The sequence below is a fragment of the Flavobacterium ardleyense genome, assembly GCF_042686085.1.
GTDB lineage: Bacteria > Bacteroidota > Bacteroidia > Flavobacteriales > Flavobacteriaceae > Flavobacterium > Flavobacterium ardleyense.
In genome coordinates this window covers 1-26,233 of the sequence record NZ_JBHUOL010000022.1, presented here as the reverse complement: position 1 = coordinate 26,233, position 26,233 = coordinate 1, and the positions used below count along the sequence as shown (strand labels likewise).

The following is a 26,233-nucleotide window of genomic DNA, read 5'->3' as shown; positions in this document are numbered from 1 at the left end:
TAACTTATGCATAAATATATATTATATGTAATCGCTATACTTTTTAGCTTTACTACGGCTGCTCAAGAAATTGAAAAAAAATGGCAACTTTCTTCTTCAGAGAAAGATTACCTAGAATTAAAAGGTGGTAGTTATGAATTACAACTCTCAACAGATAGTTTAAATCAAAAAGGCGATTATTTAGTACAAGACAAATTCATTTTTCTTTTTGAAAATGGTTCAGATTCTCCTACAAAACGTTTCATCATTGAAACAAAAACAGATTCTACTTTAGTTATCAAAAACAAAGGGAAAGCCTATTCTTTTTTTGCATCAAACAAAAAAATTGAAAAAACCACAGATGTTCAATTAATCAAGAGCAACGGAATGTCTTTTACCAGTGTCTGGAAAGGTATTTTAGGAATGATATCGCTTTTAGCAATTGCTTATTTATTCAGTAGCAACAGAAAAGCCATTAATTGGAAAACAGTTGGAATCGGAATTGCTGCTCAATTAATTTTAGCTGTCGGTGTTTTAAAAGTTCCATTTGTAAAAGCAGGGTTTGAGTTTGTTGGAAACTTGTTTGTTTTAGTACTTGATTTTACTAGAGCAGGAAGTGAATTCCTTTTAGGCGGCATGATGAACATTGAAAGTTTTGGATTCATTTTCTTATTCCAAGTATTACCTACAATTATCTTTTTCTCTGCTTTAACTTCGTTATTATTCTACTTAGGAGTAATTCAAGTTGTCGTTAAAGGATTAGCAAAGGTGTTGACAAAATTATTATCGATTTCAGGAGCGGAAAGTTTATCTGTTGCCGGAAATATATTTTTAGGCCAAACTGAAGCACCCTTAATGATTAAAGCTTATTTAGAAAAAATGAATAAGTCTGAAATGTTATTGGTTATGGTGGGTGGAATGGCAACAGTTGCCGGTGGAGTTCTAGCAGCATATATCGGTTTCCTTGGTGGAAATGATCCTGTTCTACGTTTAGAATTTGCCAAACATTTATTAGCAGCGTCAGTAATGGCAGCACCTGGAGCAATTGTAGTTTCTAAAATGTTATATCCACAAACAGAATCAATCGTTACAGATGTAGAAGTTTCAAAAGAAAAAATTGGTTCTAATATTTTAGATGCAATCTCAACCGGAACAACTGAAGGTTTAAAATTAGCAGCAAACGTAGCAGCAATGTTATTAGTATTCATCGCTTTTATCGCCATGATCAATTACACCTTAGGTTGGGTTGGTGGCTGGACAGGCTTAAACGATGTTATTGCAAACAATACACCTTACAAAGCATTCTCATTAGAAACGATTCTAGGAATTGTATTTTCGCCTTTGATGTGGTTAATTGGTGTGGCAAAAGAAGATATGATGTTAATGGGCCAATTATTAGGTGTAAAATTAGCCGCATCAGAGTTTGTAGGTTATATACAATTAGCTGAATTGAAAAACATGGCGAGTAACATCCATTTTACTTATGACAAATCAGTAATTATGGCAACTTATATGTTGTGTGGTTTTGCCAACTTCGCCTCTATTGGAATTCAAATTGGCGGAATTGGATCATTAGCTCCAAACCAAAGAAAAACATTATCAGAATTTGGATTAAAAGCCGTAATTGGTGGAAGTTTAGCCTCATTATTATCCGCAACTATCGCCGGAATGATGATTGGCTAATTTAGCTTGTAAATAAAATAAAATTATTATGAAAACATTGAATACATCTAAAGTATTATTCTTCTTGAGTTTATTTGCTTTTTTAACATCTTTCTATTTGTTAGTATCTTTTCCAGATTCAGGAAGATTTAGTTTGATTGCGGGTGCAGTAGTGTCAATTGCCTTAGGATTGAATATTGGAGCTTATTTTTCAAAGATAAAATAACTCAAGCCCATTTAAACTTTAAAACACATAAACTTTAAAAATGAAAAATGAAACAATATCACGATTTAGTAAAACACGTAGTTGCAAACGGAACCCAAAAAGGCGACCGAACAGGAACGGGAACTATTAGTGTTTTTGGACATCAAATGCGTTTTGATTTAAGTGAAGGTTTTCCAATGGTAACGACCAAAAAATTACACTTAAAATCGATTATTTATGAATTGTTATGGTTTTTAAATGGCGATACCAATATCAAATATTTGCAAGAAAACGGAGTTAAAATTTGGGATGAATGGGCAGATGAAAATGGCGATTTAGGTCCGGTTTATGGCTACCAATGGAGAAATTGGAATGGCGAAGAAATCGATCAAATCACTGAACTAATCGAAACCTTAAAAGCAAACCCAAACAGCCGAAGAATGTTAGTTTCCGCTTGGAATCCAAGTGTTTTACCTGATACTTCTGTATCATTCTCAGAAAATGTAGCCAAAGGAAAAGCAGCTTTACCACCGTGTCACGCCTTTTTTCAATTTTATGTTGCTGATGGGAAATTGAGTTGTCAATTGTACCAACGAAGTGCTGATATTTTCTTAGGCGTTCCTTTTAACATTGCTTCTTATGCTTTATTCACTATGATGGTGGCACAAGTTTGCAATTTAGAAGCTGGCGAATTCATTCATACTTTTGGAGATGCACATATTTACAACAATCACATCGAACAATTAGAATTACAACTTTCGCGTGAATGTCGTCCATTACCAAAAATGATCTTAAATCCAGAAATAAAAAATATTTTCGATTTCAAATTTGAAGATTTTACTTTGGAAGGTTACGATCCGCATCCGCATATTAAAGGAATAGTTGCTATTTAAAACACACTAAAATGCTAACCATAATTGCTGCCACTTCGGAAAACAATGCTTTAGGAAAAGACAACCAATTGGTTTGGCATTTACCCGATGATTTCAAGCGTTTCAAAGCCTTGACTTCAGGTCACTATATTATTATGGGCCGAAGAACATTTGAAAGTTTTCCAAAACCCTTACCGAACAGAACGCATATTATTATTACAAGACAAAAAGATTATGAAGCACCGGAAGGATGTTTTATAGTTAATAACCTAACGAATGCGATTGCACTTTGTCCTAAAAACGAAGAAGTATTTGTAATTGGTGGTGGGGAAATCTATAAACAATCTATCAACATCGTTCAGAAGATTGAAATTACAAAAGTGCACACTTCTGTGGAAGCTGATACTTTTTTCCCTGTCCTTGATTTAAAGCGATGGAAATTGGTTTTTGAAGAGTTTCATCCTAAAGATGAAAAGCACGCTTTTGACTTCACATATTTAACGTATGTTAAACGTTGAATTTTTTAGGTTATTGATTATTAATCGTACTTTTGTGATTCAAATTTAAGAAAATGTCTAAAAATATAAAGCCATACAAAGACTCGGAATTAGGCAAAAAAGAGCAAGTTGCTCAAATGTTTGATAACATCTCAGGCAATTATGATGGATTAAACCGTGTGATTTCTTTTGGAACCGATGCAAAATGGAAGCAAAAGATCTTAAAAATGGTGGCATCAAAAAAACCAACCTCAATTTTAGATATTGCAACTGGAACGGGTGATTTGGCTATTTTATTTGCCAGCACTTCTGCCACTGAAATTATTGGTTTAGATATTTCGCAAGGCATGCTAGATATTGGAAAGAAAAAAATTGAAGCTCAAAAGCTATCGTCAAAAATACAAATGGTTTTAGGTGATGGTGAAAACATCCCTTATGCTGACAATTATTTCGATGTAATTACGGTAGCTTATGGTGTTCGAAATTTTGAAAATCTTGAAAAAGGACTGTCAGAAATCTTAAGAACATTGAAACCTGGTGGCCAATTTATTATTTTAGAAACTTCGGTTCCAACAAAATTTCCATTTAAACAAGGGTATGCTTTTCATTCAAAAGTAATACTTCCACTAGTAGGAAGATTATTCTCAAAAGACCAATCTGCCTATAAATATTTATCAGATTCGGCAAATGAATTTCCTTTTGGTGAAGTCTTGAACAATATTTTAAGAAAAGTTGGGTTTATAGAAGTAGCACACTTACCCCAAACTTTTGGAGTGGCAACCATTTATCACGCATCTAAAAAATAAAATGAAGAAAATATTCGCGTTTTTACTTTTCTCCCAAATCATTTTCGCTCAAGGCGGTATATTTGATAAAAACCCTATTATCAATCAAGAAAACTGGAACAAACAACGTGTTCATTGGGGTTATTACCTAGGTTTTAACCAATTAGACTTCAAGTTTGATTATTTGTCAGTTACTGAAGATGTTCAAGTGGGAACTACAACTGGTTTTAATGTGGGATTGATTGGAAACCTAAGACTTAGTGAATATTTTGATTTTCGCTTTGAGCCTGGATTATATATTACGCAAAGAAATTTAACATATCCAAATATTTTAAGTACGAGTGATCAATTAAGAGAAGTAAAATCTACTTATATCTTCTTCCCTTTACTAATAAAATATTCTGCTTTACGAGCTGGAAACGTCAGACCTTTTTTAATAGGAGGAGTTTCAACGGCTCTAAACTTAGGAAGTAATTCGGACGCTTCAGATGACAATTACAACGAACGCTTTAGAATGACCAAGTGGACAAACTTTTATGAAGCTGGTTTTGGAATTGATATTTATACGGAATATTTTATTTTCTCGCCTTCTATTAGAGGTGTTTTCAGTATGAATGACGAATTAATTAGAGACAACACAGCCGGAAGTCCGTGGACTGGAAACGTTGATGCCATGAAAACAAGAGGCTTTTTCGTAAACTTTGCCTTCCATTAATTTCCTCTTTTAAACTCGCTCAAAATTATTGCGGTCGCCGTAGCAACATTTAAACTTTCTGTTGCTTGTAAATCTCCAAATCTTGGAATAGCAATGCGTTCTGAAACTAATTTTTCAATGGTTTTCGAAATTCCGTTGGCTTCATTTCCCATTACAATTATTCCTTCACTAGGTAAACTTTCTTGGTAGATGTTTTTTCCATCCATAAAAGTTCCGAAAATAGGTAATTTAGTTGCAGTTAATAATTTTTCTAAATCGCCATAAAAAACATTAACTCTGCCAATTGAACCCATTGTTGCTTGCACTACTTTTGGATTATAAATATCAACAGTTGCTTCAGTACAATACAATGTTTTAATACCAAACCAATCGCACAGTCGAATTATTGTTCCTAAATTACCTGGATCGCGCACATCGTCTAATGCAACTAACAAACCTTTTTCCTCAAATTTGATTGCTGCGGGAATTTTAAAAATAGCCAAACAAGTGTTAGGCGTCGTTAAAGCACTAATTTTTTTTAATTCAGCATCTGATATTGAATAGACTTTGTTTTTATCAATTGACTGAAAATCCGCTTTTGTAGTGAATAATTCATGCAATTCAAAATTAGAATCAAGCAGTTCTTGAACACCTTTTACGCCTTCAACGAAAAAAAGTTGTTCCTGTTTTCTATATTTTTTTTGCTGTAAACTCGTTATTAGCTTAATTTGGTTTTTACTAACCATAAAAATTGTATTTTTGACTAACTTTTTAAAAAGGACTTTGAAAAATATTTTAACAAAAATAACACTATTATTTGTAATCGGAACATTATTTTATTCGTGCTCCCTAGTGAAGCGCGTTCCCGATAACAAACAATTGCTCGTAAGAAACGAAATATTCGCTAATGACAAGCGAGTAAAGGAAGAGCGCGTAAATAATTTATTAACGCAACAACCAAATAATAAATTCATTGCCTATCCGCTGCGCTTGAGTTTATATAATTTGGCTAGGAAAAATCCCGATTCTTCCTATCGCGCTTGGCTAGATAAAACGCCAAACCGAAGAGACAATTTAAACGCAATTTTATCTAAAAAACAAGTGGAACGCCTAGCTCAGTCATTTGTGGTATCAGGATTTAATAATTTTCTTAAAAATACAGGTGAACCACCGGTAATTATCGATAAGAAAAGAATTGCAAAATCTGAAACCCGTTTGTCTAGTTTCTATTATGAAAATGGTTTCTTAAAAAATACAGTAACTTCAAAAATTGATTCAATAGGAACTAAGAAAGGAAAAGTTACCTATACAATTAATACGGGAGTAGTTTACACAATTGACTCTTTGTCGCGTGAAATTCAAACACCAGATCTAGATAGTTTATATGTTGTAGAAGAAAGAAAGTCTTTCATAAAACCAACTAATTCTTATTTAAGCTCAGATTTTGATAACGAGAGAAGACGTATTACTAAACAATTTAGAAATAGCGGCGTTTATCATTTTCAAGAAAATAATGTGAATTTTATCGCCATTCAAAACGACAAAGATCATAAATTAGGTATTATTCTTAAAATTGACGACAGAAGTATAAAGGTTGAAGATGAACTAGTAAAAAGACCTTTTAAAATTTATAAGATCAGTGAGGTCAACATTTTTACCAATAGCAATTCACGAAAAATCAGAAATCAGTTAAATGACAGTATTGCTTACAATGGCTATAATTTTTATAGTACCGGAAAAATGCAATATAAACCGAAGGCATTGTTAAATTCAATCTTCGTAGAAAAAGGAAAGGTATTTAGCGATACCGATAGAGCGCTAACGTCAAAATCTTTAAACAATTTAAGCGTTTTCAATTACCCAAATATTGAATACATTGAAGACCCTAGCGATTCTACGAAAACCTCTTTGATTACCAATATTTATTTGGTAAACAAAAAGAAATTTGCTTGGCGGCCATCAATAGACGTTACCACCTCAGACATTCAACAATTTGGAATTAGTGGTCGTATGTCGTTTACTTGGCGAAATGTTTTTAAACGTGCTGAAAATTTAGAAATTTCAACCCGTGGAAATATCGGCTCTTCAAAAGATTTTGCAAATCCAAAAAACGTTTTCTTCAATATCTTTGAATTTGGAGGGGATATAAAATTAAATATTCCAAGAATTTTCTTCCCGCTGAATACCAAAAGTATAATTCGAAAAGATATGTTTCCTTCTACCCAAATTAGTACGGGTTTAACCAATCAAAAAAACATTGGATTAGACAAGGAAAGTCTTTCTGGAGGTATTAATTATAATTGGTCTACTACAGATGGAAGAAACAAATTTAGGTTTGACTTATTAAACATCAACTACGTTCGGAACCTTAATGCTGGTAATTATTTTAATGTTTACAAAACTTCTTATAATCGTTTGAATCAATTGGCAGTAATTTATTCAGATCCTGCTAACATCGATCCAATTACAAATAATTTAACTGACGAGGGAACATTAAATTTCATTTCAGACGTGCTTTCTGGCGCTGCGGGGTTAACGATTGACGATCAAGATTATAAAACTATATTAAGCATATCAGAACGTTATGTTCGTTTAGTTGAAGACAATCTAATTGTTTCATCTAGCTTCTCATTCAACAGAAGTACAAAATTAAATATGCACGATAGAAGTTTTTACAATTTTAAAGCAAAAATAGAATCTGCTGGTAATTTATTATCTCTCGTAGGAAGTGGATTAAAACTTACAAAAGAAGAAAGTGCTGCGGGAAATACAAAGCTATTCGGAATAGAGTATGCACAATATATAAAAACCGAAGTCGATTATGTGAAGCAATGGGATTTTGGCAAGAAAAACACCTTAGCAATGCACACTTTTGCAGGAATCGCTATTCCTTATGGGAATGCCAAATCAATTCCGTTTTCACGAAGTTATTTCGCTGGTGGTTCTAATGACAATAGAGGTTGGCAAGCGTATAGTTTAGGACCCGGAAGAAGTGGTGGAATCAACGATTTCAATGAGGCAAACTTTAAATTAGCCTTCAGTTCAGAATACCGATTCAGAGTGAGTGGCAATTTCCACAGCGCATTATTTGTAGATGTTGGAAACATTTGGAATTTCTTAGACAACGTAGAAGATGAACGTTATATGTTTACAGGAATCAAATCGCTACAAGATTTAGCAGTTGGTTCAGGAATTGGATTTCGATATGATTTTGACTTCTTCGTCTTCCGAATTGATTTAGGTTATAAAACTTACGATCCAGGACGCGAAACCAGTGATAGATGGTTCAAAGGCATCAACTTTAGCAAAACGGTGCTAAATTTTGGAATTAATTATCCATTCTAATTTTATAAATTCTTATTTTTGCTTTCTTATATATTAAAACATACAACTATGAGTCACAATATTAAGCCAGGTGTTGCTACCGGAGATCAAGTACAAGAAATCTTTAAGTATGCCAAACAAAAAGGGTTTGCATTACCAGCTGTAAATGTTACGGGTTCAAGCACTGTAAATGGTGTTTTAGAAACTGCAGCTAAATTAAATGCACCGGTAATCATTCAGTTTTCAAATGGTGGGGCTCAATATAATGCAGGAAAAGGTTTGTCAAACGAAAATCATCAATCAGCTATATTAGGAGCGGTTGCTGGTGCAAAACATATTCACACTTTAGCTGAAGCTTATGGTGCAACTGTAATTCTACACACAGATCATTGCGCAAAAAAACTATTACCTTGGATTGATGGTTTATTAGATGCGTCTGAAAAACATTTTGCAGAAACAGGAAAACCGCTATATAGTTCTCATATGATTGATTTATCTGAAGAGACTATTGAAGAAAATCTTGAGATTTCTAAAAGATATTTAGAAAGAATGAGCAAAATGGGAATGACTTTAGAAATTGAATTAGGAATTACAGGTGGTGAAGAAGATGGTGTAGATAATTCTGACGTAGATAGTTCAAAATTATATACGCAACCAGAAGAAGTGGCGTATGCGTATGAAGAATTAATGAAAATTAGTCCAAGATTTACAATCGCAGCATCCTTTGGAAACGTTCATGGTGTTTACAAACCCGGAAACGTAAAATTGACACCTAAAATCCTTAAAAATTCGCAAGAATTCGTTAAAAATAAATTCAAAACTGGAGACAATCCTGTTGATTTTGTTTTCCACGGTGGTTCAGGTTCTTCTTTAGAGGAAATTAGAGAAGCGATTGGTTATGGTGTAATAAAAATGAATATTGACACTGATTTGCAATTTGCTTTTACAGAAGGTGTTCGTGATTATGTAGTCGCAAATGTAGATTATCTAAAAACACAGATTGGAAACCCTGAAGGTTCTGAATTGCCAAATAAAAAATACTACGATCCTAGAAAATGGATGCGTGAAGGTGAAGCTACGTTTAACACAAGATTAGAGCAAGCGTTTTCCGATTTGAATAACATTAACACTTTATAAAAAGTACGAAGTGTAAAAGGGTTAAAACTAGAAAATTAATATAAATAGAACTTAGAACAGGACATTATTTCCTATTTCTAACTTCAAACTTCTAACTTAATTATGGCTTGGTTTAAAAGAAAAGAAAAAGGTATTACTACCGCAACTGAAGATAAGAAAGACGTACCAAAAGGTTTATGGTATAAATCGCCAACAGGAAAAGTTATTGATCAAGATGAGTTGGCCAGAAATTTATGGGTAAGTCCAGAAGACGATTATCACGTAAGAATTGGTAGTAAAGAATATTTTGAAATTTTGTTTGATGATAACGAATTTGTAGAGCTTGATGCAAAATTAACTTCAAAAGATCCTTTAAAATTTGAAGACACTAAAAAATATAGCGAGCGTTTAAAAGACGTTATGGATAAAACCAAATTGAAAGACGCTATTAGAACTGGTGTTGGTAAATCTAAGGGAAGAGAAATTGTTGTTTCTTGTATGGATTTTGCTTTCATTGGTGGTTCAATGGGTGCAGTTGTAGGAGAAAAAATTGCAAGAGGAATTGACTACTCTATCAAACATAAAATTCCATTTATAATGATTTCTAAGTCAGGTGGAGCACGTATGATGGAAGCAGCGTATTCGTTAATGCAAATGGCAAAAACCGCAGCAAAACTAGCACAATTAGCAGAAGAGCAAGTTCCATACATTTCATTATGCACAGACCCTACAACGGGTGGAACAACAGCTTCATACGCAATGCTGGGAGACATCAATATTGGTGAACCAGGCGCTTTAATTGCTTTTGCTGGGCCAAGAATTGTAAGAGACACAACAGGAAAAGATTTGCCAGAAGGATTTCAAACTTCAGAATTTTTATTAGAGCACGGTTTCTTAGATTTCATTGTGCATCGAAAAGAATTAAAAAGCAAAATCAATTTATACATTGATTTAATTTTAAATCAACAAATTAGATAATACAAAAAATCCCGATAGTATCTATCGGGATTTTTTTTGTTTAGAACTTAGCTCTTAAAGCTAAAATTAGATTTCTTCCTGGCGACACAATTCCAGAACTATAAGGTCTGTAACGCTGATCTGTGATGTTTTCTAATCCAGCTGTTATCGTAAAATTACCAGTCAATTTGTACATTGTTTTGAAGTTTAACGTGTACCAACTTGGCGAATACGGATTTCCATCTTTGTCTTTAGCGTAAATTTCAGTTTTCCCTCTTTCTTCTTCTGCCAACTCGCTAAACTTTACTGCATCACTAAATTGTACGTTTATTTGAAAATCAAAGTCTGCTGTTCCGTAGCCAATTCTAGAAATCCCAAAGAAAGGTGCTGCGTGACGCGATGTGCTTTTCTCACCATTATCTAATTCTTCTTCCCCTTTTTGGAAATTCAAATCGTTTGAAAAATTAAATCCCGATGGCAATTTCACATCGATACTAGCTTGAATTCCGTAAACATTTGCTTTCGCAGCATTTTGAATTGCTTGCACCTGACTTAATTCGCCATCATACATAATTTCTGACGAACCATTAAGAGTAAAATCTCTTCTTACCATAGCATTTTGTAGTAAAGTATAATAGCCTGAAACCTCAACTTTTAAATTTTTTCCAAACATTCTAGCTGCATTTACATCTAAATTACTTGCGTATTCTGCATCTAATTCAGGGTTCGGAACTACAACAGCACCTGGTTCAGAATCAAAAATCTTACCTATATCATCCACATTTGGTGCACGGAACGCCGTTCCCAAATTAGAACTAATCACCCACTTGTCCGTTGGACGATAAACAATTCCAGCACTTCCGGTTAACGATCCCTTGTTAATGTTTGCCTCTGTAAACGCAAAAGGATAAAAAGAGGTGTCGAAATCGGCTTTCAATATAAAATGATTATATCTTAAACCCGCTTGAAACATAGCCTTTTCCGATAGTTTAAATTGATTATTCATGTAAACACCAACAGATTGCCAAGACGCTTGTGGATATCTCGCAGGACCAGCCTCACTAACTCCGGTTGTTATATTTTTATTAATCCCTTCTGAATTAACGTCATTTAGCACATATTCTATACCATAAAAAACAGTATTCTTTTGGCTTATTTTCCTTGTCAAATCAGCATTAATTGAATAAGCATTTACTTTTTCTATTCTGATTTGACGTTTTGATTTGTTGATGTTTCGACTTATTCGACTTTCTTCAAAAAACTGATGCGCTACTCTAACTTCAAGCGCATCATATAATGCAGTTGCTTTTTTATTAGAAAGCATTAAATTATTCATGACCCACTTTTGCGGACCATAATCAAATTCACCATAGCGCGGCAATCCCGCATTATCATATCGAATATGCCTGTCATATCTTGAATAACTTGAAGTTTCAGAAAAATGTAAACCATATTGAATATCCCAATTTTCATTAGGCGCAAATCGGACTTTTTGCATCACATTAATTTGCGAATACGCGGTTGGTTTTTGAACTAAAGGATCTTCATTTGCGACAACCACGTCTACTCCATTCTGTCTTTGTACATAAAATGGACGTAAATATTCATCAGGACCGTGGCTTCCCATTCGTAAATCCCCAAAATCATTGGATGAAATACTGGTTACCAACGCCCATTTTCCCCAACCAACATTCACATCAAAATGTGCTGTTTTCTCATCATTTGCTGAAGAGTATCGAGAAACTGCACTACCAGAAACAAGTGCTTTGTCATCCAAAGAAAATTTAGGAGTTAACGTTTGAAAACTCATAACCCCACCAATTGCGTCACTACCATATAATAAGGAACCTGGACCAAAAACAATTTCTGTTCTATCTATTGCGAAGCCATCTAAAGAAATTACATTCTGAATATTCCCACCACGGAAAATTGCAGTGTTCATACGAACACCGTCAATGGCATAAAGCAATCTGTTAGTTGCAAACCCACGTATCATGGGACTTCCACCACCTTGCTGGCTTTTTTGCATAAAAACTTTACCAGAAATAGCTAATAAATCAGCAGCGGTTTGTGGGTTTTGAAGTGCAACTGCAGCTGAGGTTATAGCAGTTACTTTCTGTGGTACTTCATTAGCTGTTTGTTTCCACCGATTTGGCGTCAAAACTACTTCTTTTAATATAGTGACAGTAGTATCTTTTGGCGTTTGTGCAAAGCCTAGAAAAGGCAAAAACAAACCCACTGAAAAAATGGTTTTTTTCATTTTTAATTAAGCTATTTTATTTTTTTAGATTGAATTATCCAAAGATATAAAAATTACTTACATACCACTTCGAATAGCTTCAACTGGATCTAATTTGGAAGCTGTAATTGCAGGAATAATTCCGGAAATCAAACCAATCACGGCTGCTAATCCAGAGCCTAAAAGCATATTACTAGCACTTAAAATAAATTCAAAATCTAAAGCAACTGATAATCCAAAAGCAATAATCCAAACTAAAAACATTCCGAAAATTCCGCCAATTAAAGATAAAATTACTGCTTCAAACAAGAATTGAAACAATATGAATCTGTTTTTAGCACCAAGTGCTTTTTGGATTCCAATTAAATTCGTCCGTTCTTTTACGGAAACAAACATAATATTAGCGATTCCAAAGCCTCCCACTAAAAGCGAAAATGCACTGATAATCCAACCAATCATATTCATTTGGCCAATAATATTATCGATAAAGTCAGTAAAACCAGATAAGACATTCATGAAGAAATTATCAATTTCCCCTGTTTTCACGCCTCTATAATTTCTTAATTTTTGAGATAATTCAGCTTTAAATTCATCCATATCAATTCCTTTTTCGGGCTTAATTAAAATGGCTGGACGTAACGTTTTATTATTATCTCCGTATAATTTTCTTAAAAAGTTCACAGGAAAGAAGACAGCTACATCACTACTATCACCAAACATTCCTTGTCCTTGTTTCTTGAGAACGCCTATTACTGTAAATTTTTGTCCGTACAAACGTATTTTTTTTCCAATTGGATCACTTCCTTCGAATAAACCTGACGCAACTTCACTACCTATTACAATTACTGGAGTTCCAGAATTTGATTCGGCAGCATTGAACAATCTTCCAGATTCTACTTTTACTGGAGTAATATCAAAAAGTTCGTCTGTTGCTGGTTTTACACGAATAGAATTTACAGTTTTAGATTCGTATTTTATGTTTTCGCTTCGTGCAAATAAATTGAAAGTTGCTTTATCTACACCATTTACACTTTTTTTAATGAATTCATATTCTTCATAAGTTACTGGTGGAAACTGATCGCGTTTCCAACGTGGAATATCAGAAGATCCGAATGATCTATTCATCAAATATATCGTGTTCATATCCATGTCACTTAAATCGGCCTTAATTTTTTTATCCATAGAATCTACCGCCGCCAAAACAGCAATAATTGAAAAAATTCCAATGGTAACGCCTAGTAAAGACAAAAGCGTACGCAATTTATTGTTGCGCAAAGCATTAATAGCAAAACTGAAACTCTCTGAAAGTAATCGTAAATATAAAAGCATAATACTTGTTGTATACTAAATAAGTAGACGAATGAGGGAAAATGTTACAAAGAATTGTAAAAGATATAACTTAAACATTCATAAACTAATTATTTTTAGACATCACTACCATATTCTTTGAAACTTATTTACTATAAATACCTAAATATATTTTATGAAAAAAAGATAAATTTGATTAATCCTTACAATTATAAATCATTTAAATAAGGCTAAAAAACTTAATAAAATAAAAAATGACTAGTTCAAAAATCTTAAAAAGATTAATTGAGCCTAGTCATTTTTGTTTATCGTATACACGATATTAAAAAAAAATTATTTAATTATAATCTTTTTTGAAATAGTATCTATTTTTAAAATATAATTACCAGATTGTAAATTTGTAATTATCAATTTTCCAGCATTTACATCCGAAGCCTTATACGATCTAACCGATTTCCCATTAAGATCAAATAATTCTATTTCATTAGCATCAGCACTTATGTTTTCAACACATACGAATTCTGTTGCCGGATTTGGGTATACCAAAATCTCATTATTCTCATAAGCGACATCATTTAATCCTAAAGTAGGTAAAGTGATTTTACTTATCTTATTCAGTCCAGAACCTTGTCGTGCAACAAATAATTCATTATTTCTGATTGCTAAGCCATTAGTAGTACCTAAACCTGTTGCGTATAAGACTTGGCTACCATTTGTTGCACCACTCAAGAATTGATAAATACCTCCACTTGAATTAGTCGAAATGTATAAATCTCCATTACTATTTAACGCCAAATAATATGGGCTATTTATTGCAGTTACAACATCTGTCACATCTCCTGAAGGTGTTATTTTAATGATTTTATTTGCTGAACCTCCACAAGCAACAATTAAATCGCCATTTGCGTCAAAAACAAGACCTCGAGGTCTAATTAATCCAGTTTTAAATACAGTTATAGTTCCAGTTGCAACATCAAGTTTATTGATATTTCCAGGTCCATTTTCCGAAAAATACACAAATCCAAGTGCGTCAATAGCCACGCCATAAGCATTACCAAGTGCAGGGTATGAAGTTTGAACACCAGCTTGCGTTACTTTAGTTAATTTTGAAGAAATCTCACAAGAAGCCCAAATATTATTATTACTGTCCAAAGTAATTTGATTTGGCGATCCTGCTAAACTACTAGTTATAGTGGTTTTATTACCTAATAAATCAACCTTAATTATTTTATAATTTAGGTAATCTCCGATAAATAGATTTCCCGTTGCATCAAATACAATTCCAGATGGTGAACTTATACCAGTAACATAATCGGTAACAGTTTGTGCATTTCCAATAAACGCACTAAATAAAGCTAAGAGTAGAGTTTTTTTCATTTCGAAATATTAAATTAAGGTGGCAAAACTAAATCTTTTCTCATCCTCCGAAGAAGATATCAGTTGTACGACAGTTAAAGACGATGAAATGCGATTTCAGTGACGATTTTTACCTTGCAATAAAAATCATTAGTCCGTGTAAACTATAATATTGATGAAAATGCACCTTCCCAAAAACTTTTAAATAAAGAGAAAAACACGGAAAAATTAATAAAGCATAGAAGTGATGTCTTTTTTAAAGAAAAACTCAGTAAAAAATTTCGAAAGAAAAAAGAAATAATTATAAACTTTAACCCAATAACATTTTTATTATTTTCTGCTTCCAATCCGTATAAGGGGCATATTTAAAATCAAATTCTAGCCAAGTTGGTTTGTTCAAGATACTTTTAAAATGGGAAAAAGTATCAAAACCAAATTTCCCGTGATAGTTGCCCATTCCACTTGCACCAACTCCACCAAAGGGCATTTTATCATTTGAAATATGCATAACGGCATCGTTTATAGCACCTCCACCAAAAGAAAGTTCGTTTTCAATTTTATTTTGAATCTCACTAGAACTTGTAAAAACATAGCAAGATAAAGGTTTTTCTCTTCCTTTTACTTTCCCAATAGCTTCATCAAGATTTGAATAAGATATAATAGGCAAAATAGGTCCGAAAATTTCTTCTTGCATCACCAAATCATCAAAAGTGCAATTGTGTAAAATTGTAGGATAAATGATCCGCTCGGGTTTATCTGTTTTTCCACCAAAATAAATTTTAGAAGGATCGATTAATTTTTCTAAACGTTCAAAATTTTTATCGTTAATAATCTGTACATAATTTTCATTGGCAATGCAATAGTCCATTTTTTCAATTTCGCGTATTACTTCTTTTAAAAAAGCATCTTTCACTGTTTCTTCAACCAGAACGTAATCGGGTGCAATACAGGTTTGTCCGGCGTTTAAAAATTTTGCCCAAACCATTCGTTTCGCAGCCATTTTTAAATTGGCATCTTTACATATAAATGTTGGACTTTTTCCTCCTAATTCTAAAGTAACTGGTGTAATATTTTTAGCCGCTGCTTGATATACTATTTTTCCAACTTGAGTGCTTCCCGTGAAGAAAATTTTATCAAAAGGTAATTCCAAAAGTGTTGTAGTTTCTTCAACAGCACCTTCTTGCACATAAAAAACAGTTGCATCAAAAGCTTCGTTTATGATTTTCGCCATAATTGCACTAGAATGAGCCGCAATTTCACTTGGCTTTAAAATAACCGTATTTCCAGCGGTTAAAGCGGCAATTGCTGGAGCAATGGCTAATTGATAAGGATAATTCCAAGCACCAATAATTAAAACGGTTCCTAAAGGTTCTGGAATAATATATGATTTTGCAGGAAAATTGGCCAAGTTAGTGCTTACTCTTTTCTTTTTTGACCAAGAATTCAACTTTGAAAGTGCCGTTTCGATTTCACTATACAATAAACTTAATTCTGTAGTATAGGTTTCAAATTTTGCTTTTTTAAAATCGAGATAAATCGCATCGAATAATAATGGCTCATTTTCTTTTAAAATCTTTTTTAATTTTCGAAGCTGCTGTTTTCTAAACTCGACTGACTTAGTTTGGTTCGAATTAAAAAAGGTTTTTTGATTTTGAAAAACAGTATTCATAGTGTAATGGTTTAGAACTCTAAAATTACGTAAAAAAACCGTGAAGATTAACGAACAATATTATAAATTATTAAGTAAAAAACATAACAGTTAAAAAAAATTAACAATTGTTCAGTAATTATTTTTTTTTAAAAGTAAATTTTCTTTTTATTTGCAAAAGTTAAAAACAATTTATTATGAAAAAAAGAATTTCATTATTCGTTTCTGTTCTTATATTAGCTCTAGTTTCAACATCTTGCAGTAAAGATGATGATGGACCTTCAGGAAATATTGTGGGCAAATGGGAATTTTTTAAAGAAGGTGTAGTGGTTAACAATGTAGAAAGTCTTGAATTCTCCTCATATACTGACGGTTGTTCAAAAGACTTTACCGAAATTAGAGAAGACGGCACTCTTTCAACCACATTTTATTATGAAACTAACTGTTTATCTGAAATCATTGATGCAACATACACAAAATCTGGAAATTCTTTAATTATTTCCCAAGGAGGTCAAACAAGAGAGGACATTATTAAAGAATTAACTCAAACCACTTTAAAACTATATTATACTGAAACCAGTGGTGGTGTTGAAATTACGAAAGCAAAAGTATTTAAAAGAATAAATTAATTCAGTTTATTCTTGAAATATAAATCCCGAAATCAATGGTTTCGGGATTTTTTTATTATAAGAAACCTCGTAATTATAAAAACAAAATATTTCTAAAAATCACTTCCTATTATGTTTGAATGTTTTAAGAAGTATAACTACTTTTGCACCACAAAACAACACAACATAATGAACTCAACAAAAAAAATTGCTTCGGCATTAATTTCTGTATTTGACAAAACGGGCTTAGAACCAATTGTTAAAGCACTTCACCAAAACAATGTAACGATTTATTCTACAGGAGGAACTGAAACTTTCATCAAAGATTTAGGGATTCCAGTAATAGCTGTTGAAGACATTACTTCTTTTCCTGAAATTTTAGGCGGAAGAGTAAAAACATTACATCCAATGATTTTTGGTGGTATTTTAAACCGTCAAGACAACGAAGGTGATGTAAAACAAATGCAAGAATTTAAAATTCCGCAAATCGATTTAGTAATTGTTGACTTATATCCTTTTGAAAAAACAGTTGCATCAGGAGCAAGTGAATCTGACATTATCGAGAAAATTGATATTGGTGGAATTTCATTAATTAGAGCTGCAGCTAAAAACTTTAAAGACACGGTAATTGTTCCTTCGGTAGAGCAATATGCTCCTTTCTTAAATTTCTACACTGAAAACAATGGCGCTACAACTTTAGAAAACAGAAAATTATTAGCGGCAAGAGCTTTCAATGTTTCTTCTCATTACGACGGAGCTATTTTTAACTACTTCAATGAAGAACAAGAAGAGCCTGTTTTAAAAATTAGTGAGCAAAATGGACAAGTTTTACGTTATGGAGAAAATCCACATCAAAAAGGATTTTTCTATGGCGATTTCGATAAGATTTTCACGAAATTACACGGAAAAGAATTATCATATAACAACCTGCTAGACGTTGACGCAGCTGTGAATTTAATGAATGAATTTAAAGGAGAAGATCCTACTTTCGCTATTTTAAAACACAATAACGCTTGTGGTTTAGCGACTAGAAGCACAATGGTTGCAGCGTATTTAGATGCTTTAGCGGGAGATCCAACTTCAGCTTTTGGAGGTGTTTTAATTGCAAATGGAAAAATTGATGTAGCAACAGCAAAAGAAATTAATAATTTATTTTGTGAAGTAGTAATTGCTCCTTCTTACGAGCCTGAAGCTATTGCTATTTTAGAAGAAAAGAAAAACAGAATCATTTTAGTTTTAAATGATATTGACTTACCACAAACGACGGTTCGTACTTGTTTAAACGGTGTTTTAGTTCAAGATAAAGACAATGTTACTGATTCAAAAGCACATTTAACTACAGTTACTAAAACAACTCCTACTGCAGAAGAAATTGAAGATTTATTATTTGCTTCAAAAATTTGTAAACATACAAAGTCGAATACGATTGTTTTTGCTAAAAACAGACAGCTTTTTGCTTCAGGAACAGGACAAACATCAAGAGTAGATGCTTTAAGACATGCTATTGAAAAAGCTACCTCTTTTGAATTTGATTTAAAAGGAGCAGTGATGGCAAGTGATGCATTTTTTCCTTTCCCAGACTGTGTAGAAATTGCTGATAAAGCAGGAATTACCGCGGTGATTCAGCCAGGTGGTTCTATTAAAGATGAATTGAGCATTACATATTGTGACGCTAATAATATCGCAATGGTATTCACAGGAATCCGTCATTTTAAACATTAATTTTTAGTTAAAAAAATAGAATTCCAAAGCGCTTTAAAATAATTTATTTTAAAGCGCTTTTATTTGGAGTTAATCCGGATAATTTTTATAATTTTGTGAATTGAAAACTTTTTTCACAAAACGCTAAACCCTTATCATACTTATGGGATTTTTTGATTTCATGACTGAGGACATCGCAATTGACCTTGGTACAGCAAACACATTGATTATTCACAACGATAAAGTTGTGATTGACGCTCCTTCTATTGTCGCAAGAGACCGAATAACCGGAAAAATTATTGCAGTTGGGCAAGAAGCCAATTTGATGCAAGGTAAAACGCATGAAAACATAAAAACCATTCGTCCTTTGAAAGATGGTGTAATTGCTGACTTCGATGCTTCGGAGCAGATGATTAAAATGTTTATTAAAAGTATTCCCGCTTTAAAGAAAAAATTATTTACACCTGCACTTCGTATGATCATCTGTATTCCTTCTGGAATTACAGAAGTGGAAATGCGTGCTGTAAAAGAATCTGCTGAGCGTGTAAATGGTAAAGAAGTATATTTAATTCACGAACCAATGGCTGCAGCTATCGGTATTGGTGTAGATATTATGCAACCTAGAGGAAACATGATTGTTGACATAGGTGGAGGAACAACAGAAATTGCAGTAATTGCTCTTGGCGGTATTGTTTGTGATAAATCGGTAAAAATTGCCGGAGACGTTTTTACAAACGACATTATTTACTACATGAGAACCCAACACAATTTATTTGTTGGAGAAACAACTGCAGAAAAAATTAAAATTCAAATTGGAGCCGCGACAGAAGATTTAGATAACGCTCCAGAAGATATGTCAGTTCAAGGTAGAGATTTACTTACAGGAAAACCAAAGCAAGTAGATGTTTCTTATCGTGAAATTGCAAAAGCTTTAGACAAATCAATTCAACGTATTGAAGATGCTGTAATGGAAACCTTATCGCAAACTCCTCCAGAATTAGCCGCCGACATTTACAACACCGGTATTTACTTAGCTGGTGGTGGTTCGATGTTAAGAGGTTTAGACAAACGAATTTCACTGAAAACGGACTTACCAGTATATATTGCTGAAGATCCGCTAAGAGCCGTAGTACGAGGAACCGGAATGGCACTGAAGAACATAAACAAATACAAAGGAATTCTGAATAAATAAAAAATAATTCATGCAGCAAATAATTAATTTTATCATAAAAAACAGCAATCGATTGCTGTTTTTGCTGCTTTTAATTATATCGTTAACGCTTACAATTAAGTCACATTCGTATCACAGAAGTGAATATGTGAACTCTGCAAACGCAGTAACTGGAACCGTTTACGAGAAGATTAACGAAGCTGACGAATACCTTAGTTTAAAAGTAAAGAATAAAGAATTAGCTTCAGAGAACGCTTTACTGAAAGAATTACTTTTTAATAAAAAAGATACTTTACTTACTTCCAAAACAGTTTTTAGAAGCGACTTAAACAATTTCAATGTTGTAGTAGCTAAAACGGTCAAGAATTCATTCAACAAAAAAGAAAACTATATCACAATTAATGCCGGAACAAAAGATGGCATAAAAACTGATATGGGTGTTGTGAATGATAAAGGGATTGTAGGTTTAATTGAAAAAACATCATCAAACTTTTCTACTATACAGAGTATTTTGAATACCCGATCTAAGATTAATGCCAAAATCAAACATTCAGATCACTTTGGTTCTTTAGTTTGGGATGGAAAAAATGTTGGATTTGCTCAATTAATTGATGTTCCAAGATTGGCTTCACTAAAAAAAGGCGATTCCATTGTTACTGGAGGAAACTCGGCTATCTTTCCAGAAAATGTACCTATTGGTAAAGTAGACAAAATTTTTATTGACAAGAAAACCAATTATTACACCATAAATGTTCGCTTATTTAATGACATGACTGCTATCGGCTATGTTTATGTTATCGAGAATAAAATGAAGCAAGAAAAAGACGAATTAGAAATTAAAACAGCAGCACCAAAAAAATAAGTGAATAACAATCTTTTAAATAGCATTCGTTTTGTAGTCTTTTTAGCACTGCAAATTTTACTATTCAACAACATCAATATGTTTGGGTATTTAAATCCCTATCCTTACATTCTATTTATTCTTATATACCCCGTAAACAGCAACAAAACAATTTTACTGTTAAGTAGTTTTGCGATGGGAATACTATTGGATATGTTTTTAAATTCTGGTGGAATTCATGCCCTGGCTTCCGTAACATTAGCATATTACAGACCTTCATTATTTAAATTTGCATTTGGTTTGAGTTATGAATACCAAACTGTAAAAATTGCTGATAAAATTTCACCTGAGCGAATTACGCTACTTTTGCTAGCTATATTTATACACCACTTCATCTTGTTCTTTTTTGAGTTCTTAAGATTAGACTTAATTTTCGATATCTTGAAGAGAACTTTAATGAGTACATTGTTTACTTTCATCATTTCGATACTTATCATCTATTTAATTAAGCCAAACAAACGATGAGAAAATTTATTTTACCAACGGTAATTATTGTAAGCGCTATCATTCTGATTGCAAAGATTTTCTATTTACAAGTAATTGATGAAACTTTAAAACTGAAAGCTGAGAATAACGCAATAAAGAAAGTGTTTGATTTTCCAGAGCGAGGTTATATTTATGATAGAAACGGAATGCTCCTTGTCGCTAATCAACCTTCTTATGATATCATGGTGGTTCCAAGAGAAATCAAAGAAATTGATACTACTGAGTTTTGCAGTTTGCTTCGCATTACAAAAGTTGATTTCATTAAAAGATTACAAAAGGCAAAAGGATATAGCCCAAGATTACCTTCTGTTTTCTTGTCTCAATTGAACAAAGCAGAATACGCGGCTTTTCAGGAAAAAGAAAGAAAGTTCGAAGGTTTTTATACGCAAAAACGAGCCCTAAGAGACTATCAAGTTAAAGATGGCGCTAATATTTTTGGATTTATAACGCAAGTAAACGAAGGAATCATTGCCGAAAGTTCGTATTATAATCCAGGTGATTTAATTGGAAAACAAGGTGTTGAACAAGAATACGAAGAAATACTTCGAGGTGTAAAAGGAGTAAAATACCTACTTCGCGACAAGCATAATAAAATTATAGGACCCTATAAAAACGGAGAGTTTGACACAATTTCCCAGCAAGGAAAAGACTTAACATTAACGATTGACCATGAATTACAAAAATATGGCACGGAATTAATGATTAATAAACGAGGTGGAATTGTTGCAATTGAACCAAAAACGGGTGAAATACTAGCTTTAGTTTCAGCACCTACATTTGATCCTGCAATGCTCGTGGGTCGTCAACGTTCAAAAAATTATACTGCGCTTTATAACGACTCTATTGCTAAACCATTATATGACAGGGGACTACAGGCAACTTATCCTCCAGGTTCACCGTTCAAAATCGTAACTGGTTTAATAGGTATGCAAGAGGAAGTAATTGATGAGCGAACTACTTTTTATTGTAATGGTGGAGCTAACTTTGGTCGATTTATGAAATGCCATTGCGGTTTACACTCGCTACAATTGAGCAATGGAACTTACAAATCATGTAATAGTTACTTCGGAAACACCTACAAAAAAACAATTGAAAAATATAAAGATTCTTATTATAGTGTTGATAATTGGGCAAATCATGTCAGAAGTTTTGGTCTCGGACAATATTTAGGAACTGATATGCCAATTGGTGCTAAAGGACTTGTACCCACATCAGAAATGTATAAAAAATGGTATAAAGGCGCACCAATTAGAAGCTCCTATATAATTTCGAACTCTATAGGACAAGGAGAAATATTGACATCGCCTATACAATTAGCAAATATGATGGCAGTAGTTGCGAATCAAGGTTATTATTATACACCTCATATCGTAAAAAAGATTAAAGGTCAAGCCTTAGATAAAAAATTCACAACCAAACATTACAGTACTATTGACAAACAGTATTTCCCACCTATGATTCAGGGATTAGCCGATGTTTACAATATAGGAACCGCATCTAGTTTGAAAGTTAAAGACTTACAAATTTGCGGTAAAACGGGAACAGCTGAAAATAAGATTAGAGTTGGAGGAAAAACATATCAATTAAAAGATCACTCTATTTTTGTGGCCTTTGCACCTAAAGAGAACCCAACTATTGCCATTGCTGTTTTTATAGAAAATGGATATTGGGGAAGTCGATGGGCCGGGCCAATTGCTACTTTAATGGTTGAAAAATATGTAAACGGAGTAATAACTCGTAAAGATTTAGAAGAACGAATGTTAACTGGAAGTTTACTTCCTGAATACGAAAAAATTGAAAATATAATACGTCAACGTGTTCCGGAACGAACAACAGGAGACGAAACAGCAACAGTTATCAAAAAAGAAATAGATGACGCTAAAATTGAAGAACAAGAGTAAATTAAAATGAGAAATCAACGCGTAGGAAATAGAATTGACTGGTTCACAATACTACTTTATGTTATTTTAGTGGGTTTAGGCTGGATGACTATTTATTCTGCGTCTCTTCCGGTTGAAGAAACAGCTATTTTTGATTTATCCCAAACTTACGGTCGTCAAATGCTATTTATTGGACTTACGATTCCATTAATTCTCATTATTCTATTTACGGATGCTAAACTATTCGAACGCTTATCCTTTGTGTTTTATGCGATTGGAATTCTACTTTTACTAGGTTTATTTGTTTTTGGAGTAGCTAAAAAAGGACAAACTAACTGGTATCAATTTGGAGGATTTGGCTTTCAACCTTCCGAATTTGTCAAAATATCAACTGCTTTATTATTGGCGAAGTACATCAGTTACTCCCAAATCAATTTTAAATATTTCAAGCATCAAATTATAGGATTAGCAATTATTGGTTTCCCTATTTTTCTTATCCTCATGCAACCCGATGCTGGAAGTGCAATGATTTTCCTCTCTTTAATTTTCGTATTGAACAGAGAAGGCTTGCCTGGATGGTATTTTATTTCCGGAATTACTGCTATTGGATTATTTTTCGGGTCCTTAGTGACCGAACCCTCCTACATAATTATAGGACTAGCCGTTGTGATGATTATTCATTATATTTTTAATCGCAAAATCACCCGAAATCCTATTATTTATATTTTGATTTACCTGGCAATGACTGCCTTTACCTATTCTGTAAACTATGTGTACGAATCTGTTTTAGAACCGCATCAGAAAGACCGTATTAATGTATTAATTGGTGATGATGTGGATATGAAGCGTGAGGGTTATAACCTAAATCAATCAATGATTGCGATTGGTTCTGGCGGCTTAACTGGAAAAGGATATTTAGAAGGAACCCAAACAAAAGGAGGTTTTGTACCTGAACAACATACGGATTACATCTTTACAACTGTTGGAGAAGAATGGGGCTTTTTTGGAAGTATCACCGTAATTATTTTGTTCGTTGCGCTGTTTCTTAGGATAATCTATCTGGCAGAAAATCAAAAAACAAAATTCAGTAGAGTTTACGGCTATTGCGTGGCGACCTATTTATTTACGCACTTTTTCGTAAATATTGCCATGCTCATTAAATTGTTTCCCACTATTGGAGTACCACTACCCTTCTTTTCATATGGAGGATCAAGTTTGTGGTCATTTACCATTCTGCTTTTTATTTTTATTAAGCTAGATGCTAATAAAGTAAATGAATGGTAATTTAAAAACTCCATTTCTTATAATCCGTACTTTTTTCTAATTCGTTTTCAATTGCATCTTGTAAGTTAGGAAAGAAGTCTATTCCTGTCATTTTTTCGATAGCATCAACAGACGTTACAAATTCGTACAAAGGCTTATTAGAGTTTTTGTGAGGCACTAAAAAACCAATCATTCTACTGCGATCTTGGGTTAAAAGAATCTTGTAGAAGTATTTTGGAACAGCAACACCTTCTCTACCAATTGTTTTTAAATCATCCCTTAAAACGCCACCGGTAATTACATAAATACCATCGTACTTTTCAGCCCAATATCTTGTTTTTTCCTCCAAACGATTCCAAACACCCGAGTTAAAATCATGAAGCTGCGGTGAAATATTAGATGTATAAAAAGTTTCTTTGTATGAATTCAAACTTGCTTTACGATCGCCAGCCGGACACAAATGCCCTTTGTCATATCCTGAATTCTTATAGTTTTTCCAGTCTGCAGAATTAGTTTCAACTAAAGGATCCTGAACAAAATAAGGTCGTTGATAATTTGTGTATTTGCAATCAGAAGCGTCTAAAGAGTAAGCAACCCATTCACTTTGCTCATGTTCTTCCGAGTACGAAAACGTATAACTGTCCCGTTCATAAACAGCGCCAGTAGTTGAAGTAGGCATATAATTAAAGTTCCCTGAAAGGTCACCTGCTTCAGCACTAACTTCATCATTTATCACTTCAATACTCTCAGGAACTTCAACATACTTACAGGAGCAGGTTGTAAAAATGAGCACTAATAAGCTGATTCTTATCATTATTTGGCTTAGTTTTTGTTATCTTTACAAAGGTAATTTATAAAATTGAAATCATGAAAATAAAACTTTTTATTCTAGTCGGCTTGTTTAGTTTACAAGGCGTATTAGCTCAAGAAATTATTGTTGACTCTGTACAAGTGAAACAAGAAAAATTAATTCTTGAACAAAAAGCAGAGAAAGCAGAGAAAGAACGCATTAATACTGAACAGAAGCAAACAAAAGCGAATGAAAAAGCGGAGAAAGAACGTGCTAAAGCTGAAAAAGAACGTATAAAAGCTGAAAAGGAACGCGTTAAAGCAGACCAGAAAGCCGTAAAAGCGAAAGAGAAAGCTGAAAAAGAGCAAAAGAAAGCATTAAAAGATGCGCAAAAAGCGCAGAAAAAAGCTGAGAAGGAATTAATGAAAAAGCAGAAAGCAATTGATCAACGCGCGAAGGCACAGAAAAACATTTATAAAGCAAAGGACAAAGTTGCAAAACATAAAAAATCGCTAGAAAAAGATCAGGAAAAATATGGCAATCTAAAAAGAAAAGGAAAACTTACTGAAAGAGATGAATTAAAATGGAGAGAGAAAATTCTTAAAAAAGAAAGTAAAGCTTTAGAATTACAATTAGATTTAGAAAAAACCGAAAGTAAATTAAGAAAATTAGATTAAAAAAAAGGTCCCGATTGTTAAAAATCGGGAACTTTTTTTTGATCAATGTCTTGTCCTGAAATAGCGATACACAAAAAGTATCCTTATGAAAGCACAAGAAGAACCACGCTATGT

General features: G+C 33.1%; 23 protein-coding genes. 17 read left to right on the top strand and 6 right to left on the bottom strand.

Going from position 1 to position 26,233, the window contains the following annotated elements; all coding sequences use genetic code 11:
* The first annotated feature begins 6 nt into the window (after positions 1-6).
* From ACFSX9_RS13955 to porT, 6 genes are read left to right on the top strand one after another with little or no spacing between them, the layout of a single operon-like run.
* Positions 7-1,662 carry a NupC/NupG family nucleoside CNT transporter gene (locus ACFSX9_RS13955; protein ID WP_379808745.1) on the top strand — a complete coding sequence of 552 codons (1,656 nt, stop codon included), beginning with the start codon at positions 7-9 and terminating at the stop codon, positions 1,660-1,662.
* Positions 1,663-1,690: 28 nt separating this feature from the next.
* Positions 1,691-1,867 carry a hypothetical protein gene (locus ACFSX9_RS13950; protein ID WP_379808743.1) on the top strand — a complete coding sequence of 59 codons (177 nt, stop codon included), beginning with the start codon at positions 1,691-1,693 and terminating at the stop codon, positions 1,865-1,867.
* A gap of 47 nt (positions 1,868-1,914) precedes the next feature.
* Positions 1,915-2,739, top strand: coding sequence for a thymidylate synthase (locus ACFSX9_RS13945; protein WP_379808741.1), 825 nt, complete (start codon positions 1,915-1,917; stop codon positions 2,737-2,739).
* Positions 2,740-2,750: 11 nt separating this feature from the next.
* Positions 2,751-3,236, top strand: coding sequence for a dihydrofolate reductase (locus ACFSX9_RS13940; RefSeq protein ID WP_379808739.1), 486 nt, complete (start codon positions 2,751-2,753; stop codon positions 3,234-3,236).
* Positions 3,237-3,289: 53 nt separating this feature from the next.
* Positions 3,290-4,021, top strand: coding sequence for a bifunctional demethylmenaquinone methyltransferase/2-methoxy-6-polyprenyl-1,4-benzoquinol methylase UbiE (ubiE, locus tag ACFSX9_RS13935; RefSeq protein ID WP_379808737.1), 732 nt, complete (start codon positions 3,290-3,292; stop codon positions 4,019-4,021).
* Position 4,022: 1 nt separating this feature from the next.
* Positions 4,023-4,715 carry a type IX secretion/gliding motility protein PorT/SprT gene (porT, locus tag ACFSX9_RS13930; RefSeq protein WP_379808735.1) on the top strand — a complete coding sequence of 231 codons (693 nt, stop codon included), beginning with the start codon at positions 4,023-4,025 and terminating at the stop codon, positions 4,713-4,715.
* Here the strand turns inward: porT and ACFSX9_RS13925 are convergent.
* Entirely contained in the window at positions 4,712-5,440 is a 729-nt protein-coding gene (locus ACFSX9_RS13925; protein WP_379808733.1) for a TrmH family RNA methyltransferase, read from the bottom strand. The two genes, porT and ACFSX9_RS13925, sit on opposite strands and share 4 nt — an antisense overlap.
* Positions 5,441-5,477: 37 nt before the next feature.
* Here ACFSX9_RS13925 and tamL point away from each other — a divergent pair, with 37 nt between their 5' ends.
* The 3 genes from tamL (at position 5,478) to accD (ending at position 10,112) form a co-directional block, all read left to right on the top strand.
* The gene (gene tamL, locus ACFSX9_RS13920) at positions 5,478-8,039 is read left to right on the top strand and encodes a translocation and assembly module lipoprotein TamL (RefSeq protein ID WP_379808731.1); all 2,562 of its coding nucleotides are present in this window, start codon (positions 5,478-5,480) and stop codon (positions 8,037-8,039) included.
* Positions 8,040-8,087: 48 nt separating this feature from the next.
* Complete coding sequence (fbaA, locus tag ACFSX9_RS13915; protein ID WP_379808729.1) at positions 8,088-9,155, top strand: class II fructose-bisphosphate aldolase; 1,068 nt, start codon at positions 8,088-8,090, stop codon at positions 9,153-9,155.
* 102 nt (positions 9,156-9,257) lie between these two features.
* A complete protein-coding gene (gene accD, locus ACFSX9_RS13910; RefSeq protein ID WP_379808727.1) occupies positions 9,258-10,112 on the top strand; it encodes an acetyl-CoA carboxylase, carboxyltransferase subunit beta in 855 nt (284 codons plus the stop codon).
* A gap of 40 nt (positions 10,113-10,152) precedes the next feature.
* Here accD and ACFSX9_RS13905 read toward each other — a convergent pair whose 3' ends face one another.
* From ACFSX9_RS13905 to ACFSX9_RS13890, 4 genes are all read right to left on the bottom strand, one after another.
* Positions 10,153-12,351, bottom strand: coding sequence for a TonB-dependent receptor plug domain-containing protein (locus tag ACFSX9_RS13905; RefSeq protein WP_379808725.1), 2,199 nt, complete (start codon positions 12,349-12,351; stop codon positions 10,153-10,155).
* A 57-nt stretch (positions 12,352-12,408) separates the two neighbouring features.
* Complete coding sequence (locus ACFSX9_RS13900) at positions 12,409-13,659, bottom strand: ABC transporter permease (RefSeq protein ID WP_379808723.1); 1,251 nt, start codon at positions 13,657-13,659, stop codon at positions 12,409-12,411.
* Between the two features lie 312 nt (positions 13,660-13,971).
* A complete protein-coding gene (locus ACFSX9_RS13895; protein ID WP_379808721.1) occupies positions 13,972-15,015 on the bottom strand; it encodes a Vgb family protein in 1,044 nt (347 codons plus the stop codon).
* A gap of 289 nt (positions 15,016-15,304) precedes the next feature.
* Entirely contained in the window at positions 15,305-16,663 is a 1,359-nt protein-coding gene (locus tag ACFSX9_RS13890) for an aldehyde dehydrogenase (RefSeq protein WP_379808719.1), read from the bottom strand.
* A 176-nt stretch (positions 16,664-16,839) separates the two neighbouring features.
* Between ACFSX9_RS13890 and ACFSX9_RS13885 the strand changes: the two genes are divergently transcribed.
* From ACFSX9_RS13885 to rodA, 7 genes are all read left to right on the top strand, one after another.
* Positions 16,840-17,271, top strand: coding sequence for a hypothetical protein (locus ACFSX9_RS13885; protein WP_379808717.1), 432 nt, complete (start codon positions 16,840-16,842; stop codon positions 17,269-17,271).
* 168 nt (positions 17,272-17,439) lie between these two features.
* Positions 17,440-18,972 (top strand): bifunctional phosphoribosylaminoimidazolecarboxamide formyltransferase/IMP cyclohydrolase, encoded by a 1,533-nt coding sequence (purH, locus tag ACFSX9_RS13880; protein WP_379808715.1) that lies wholly within the window; start codon positions 17,440-17,442, stop codon positions 18,970-18,972.
* A 142-nt stretch (positions 18,973-19,114) separates the two neighbouring features.
* On the top strand, positions 19,115-20,143 hold the full coding sequence (locus ACFSX9_RS13875) for a rod shape-determining protein (RefSeq protein WP_379808713.1): 1,029 nt from the start codon (positions 19,115-19,117) through the stop codon (positions 20,141-20,143).
* 10 nt (positions 20,144-20,153) lie between these two features.
* A complete protein-coding gene (gene mreC, locus ACFSX9_RS13870) occupies positions 20,154-20,984 on the top strand; it encodes a rod shape-determining protein MreC (RefSeq protein ID WP_379808711.1) in 831 nt (276 codons plus the stop codon).
* Positions 20,985-21,488 (top strand): rod shape-determining protein MreD, encoded by a 504-nt coding sequence (locus ACFSX9_RS13865; protein WP_379808709.1) that lies wholly within the window; start codon positions 20,985-20,987, stop codon positions 21,486-21,488.
* Positions 21,485-23,410 carry a penicillin-binding transpeptidase domain-containing protein gene (locus ACFSX9_RS13860; protein ID WP_379808707.1) on the top strand — a complete coding sequence of 642 codons (1,926 nt, stop codon included), beginning with the start codon at positions 21,485-21,487 and terminating at the stop codon, positions 23,408-23,410. Before ACFSX9_RS13865 ends, ACFSX9_RS13860 begins: the two co-directional genes overlap by 4 nt.
* A 6-nt stretch (positions 23,411-23,416) precedes the next feature.
* The gene (gene rodA, locus ACFSX9_RS13855) at positions 23,417-24,673 is read left to right on the top strand and encodes a rod shape-determining protein RodA (RefSeq protein ID WP_379808705.1); all 1,257 of its coding nucleotides are present in this window, start codon (positions 23,417-23,419) and stop codon (positions 24,671-24,673) included.
* Position 24,674: 1 nt separating this feature from the next.
* Here the strand turns inward: rodA and ACFSX9_RS13850 are convergent, their stop codons facing one another.
* Positions 24,675-25,466: a DNA/RNA non-specific endonuclease gene (locus ACFSX9_RS13850; RefSeq protein ID WP_379808703.1), complete on the bottom strand. Its 792-nt coding sequence runs from the start codon at positions 25,464-25,466 to the stop codon at positions 24,675-24,677.
* A 53-nt stretch (positions 25,467-25,519) separates the two neighbouring features.
* On the opposite strand from ACFSX9_RS13850, the gene ACFSX9_RS13845 reads away from it, so the two are divergent.
* Positions 25,520-26,119 carry a hypothetical protein gene (locus ACFSX9_RS13845; RefSeq protein ID WP_379808701.1) on the top strand — a complete coding sequence of 200 codons (600 nt, stop codon included), beginning with the start codon at positions 25,520-25,522 and terminating at the stop codon, positions 26,117-26,119.
* Positions 26,120-26,233 lie beyond the last annotated feature (114 nt).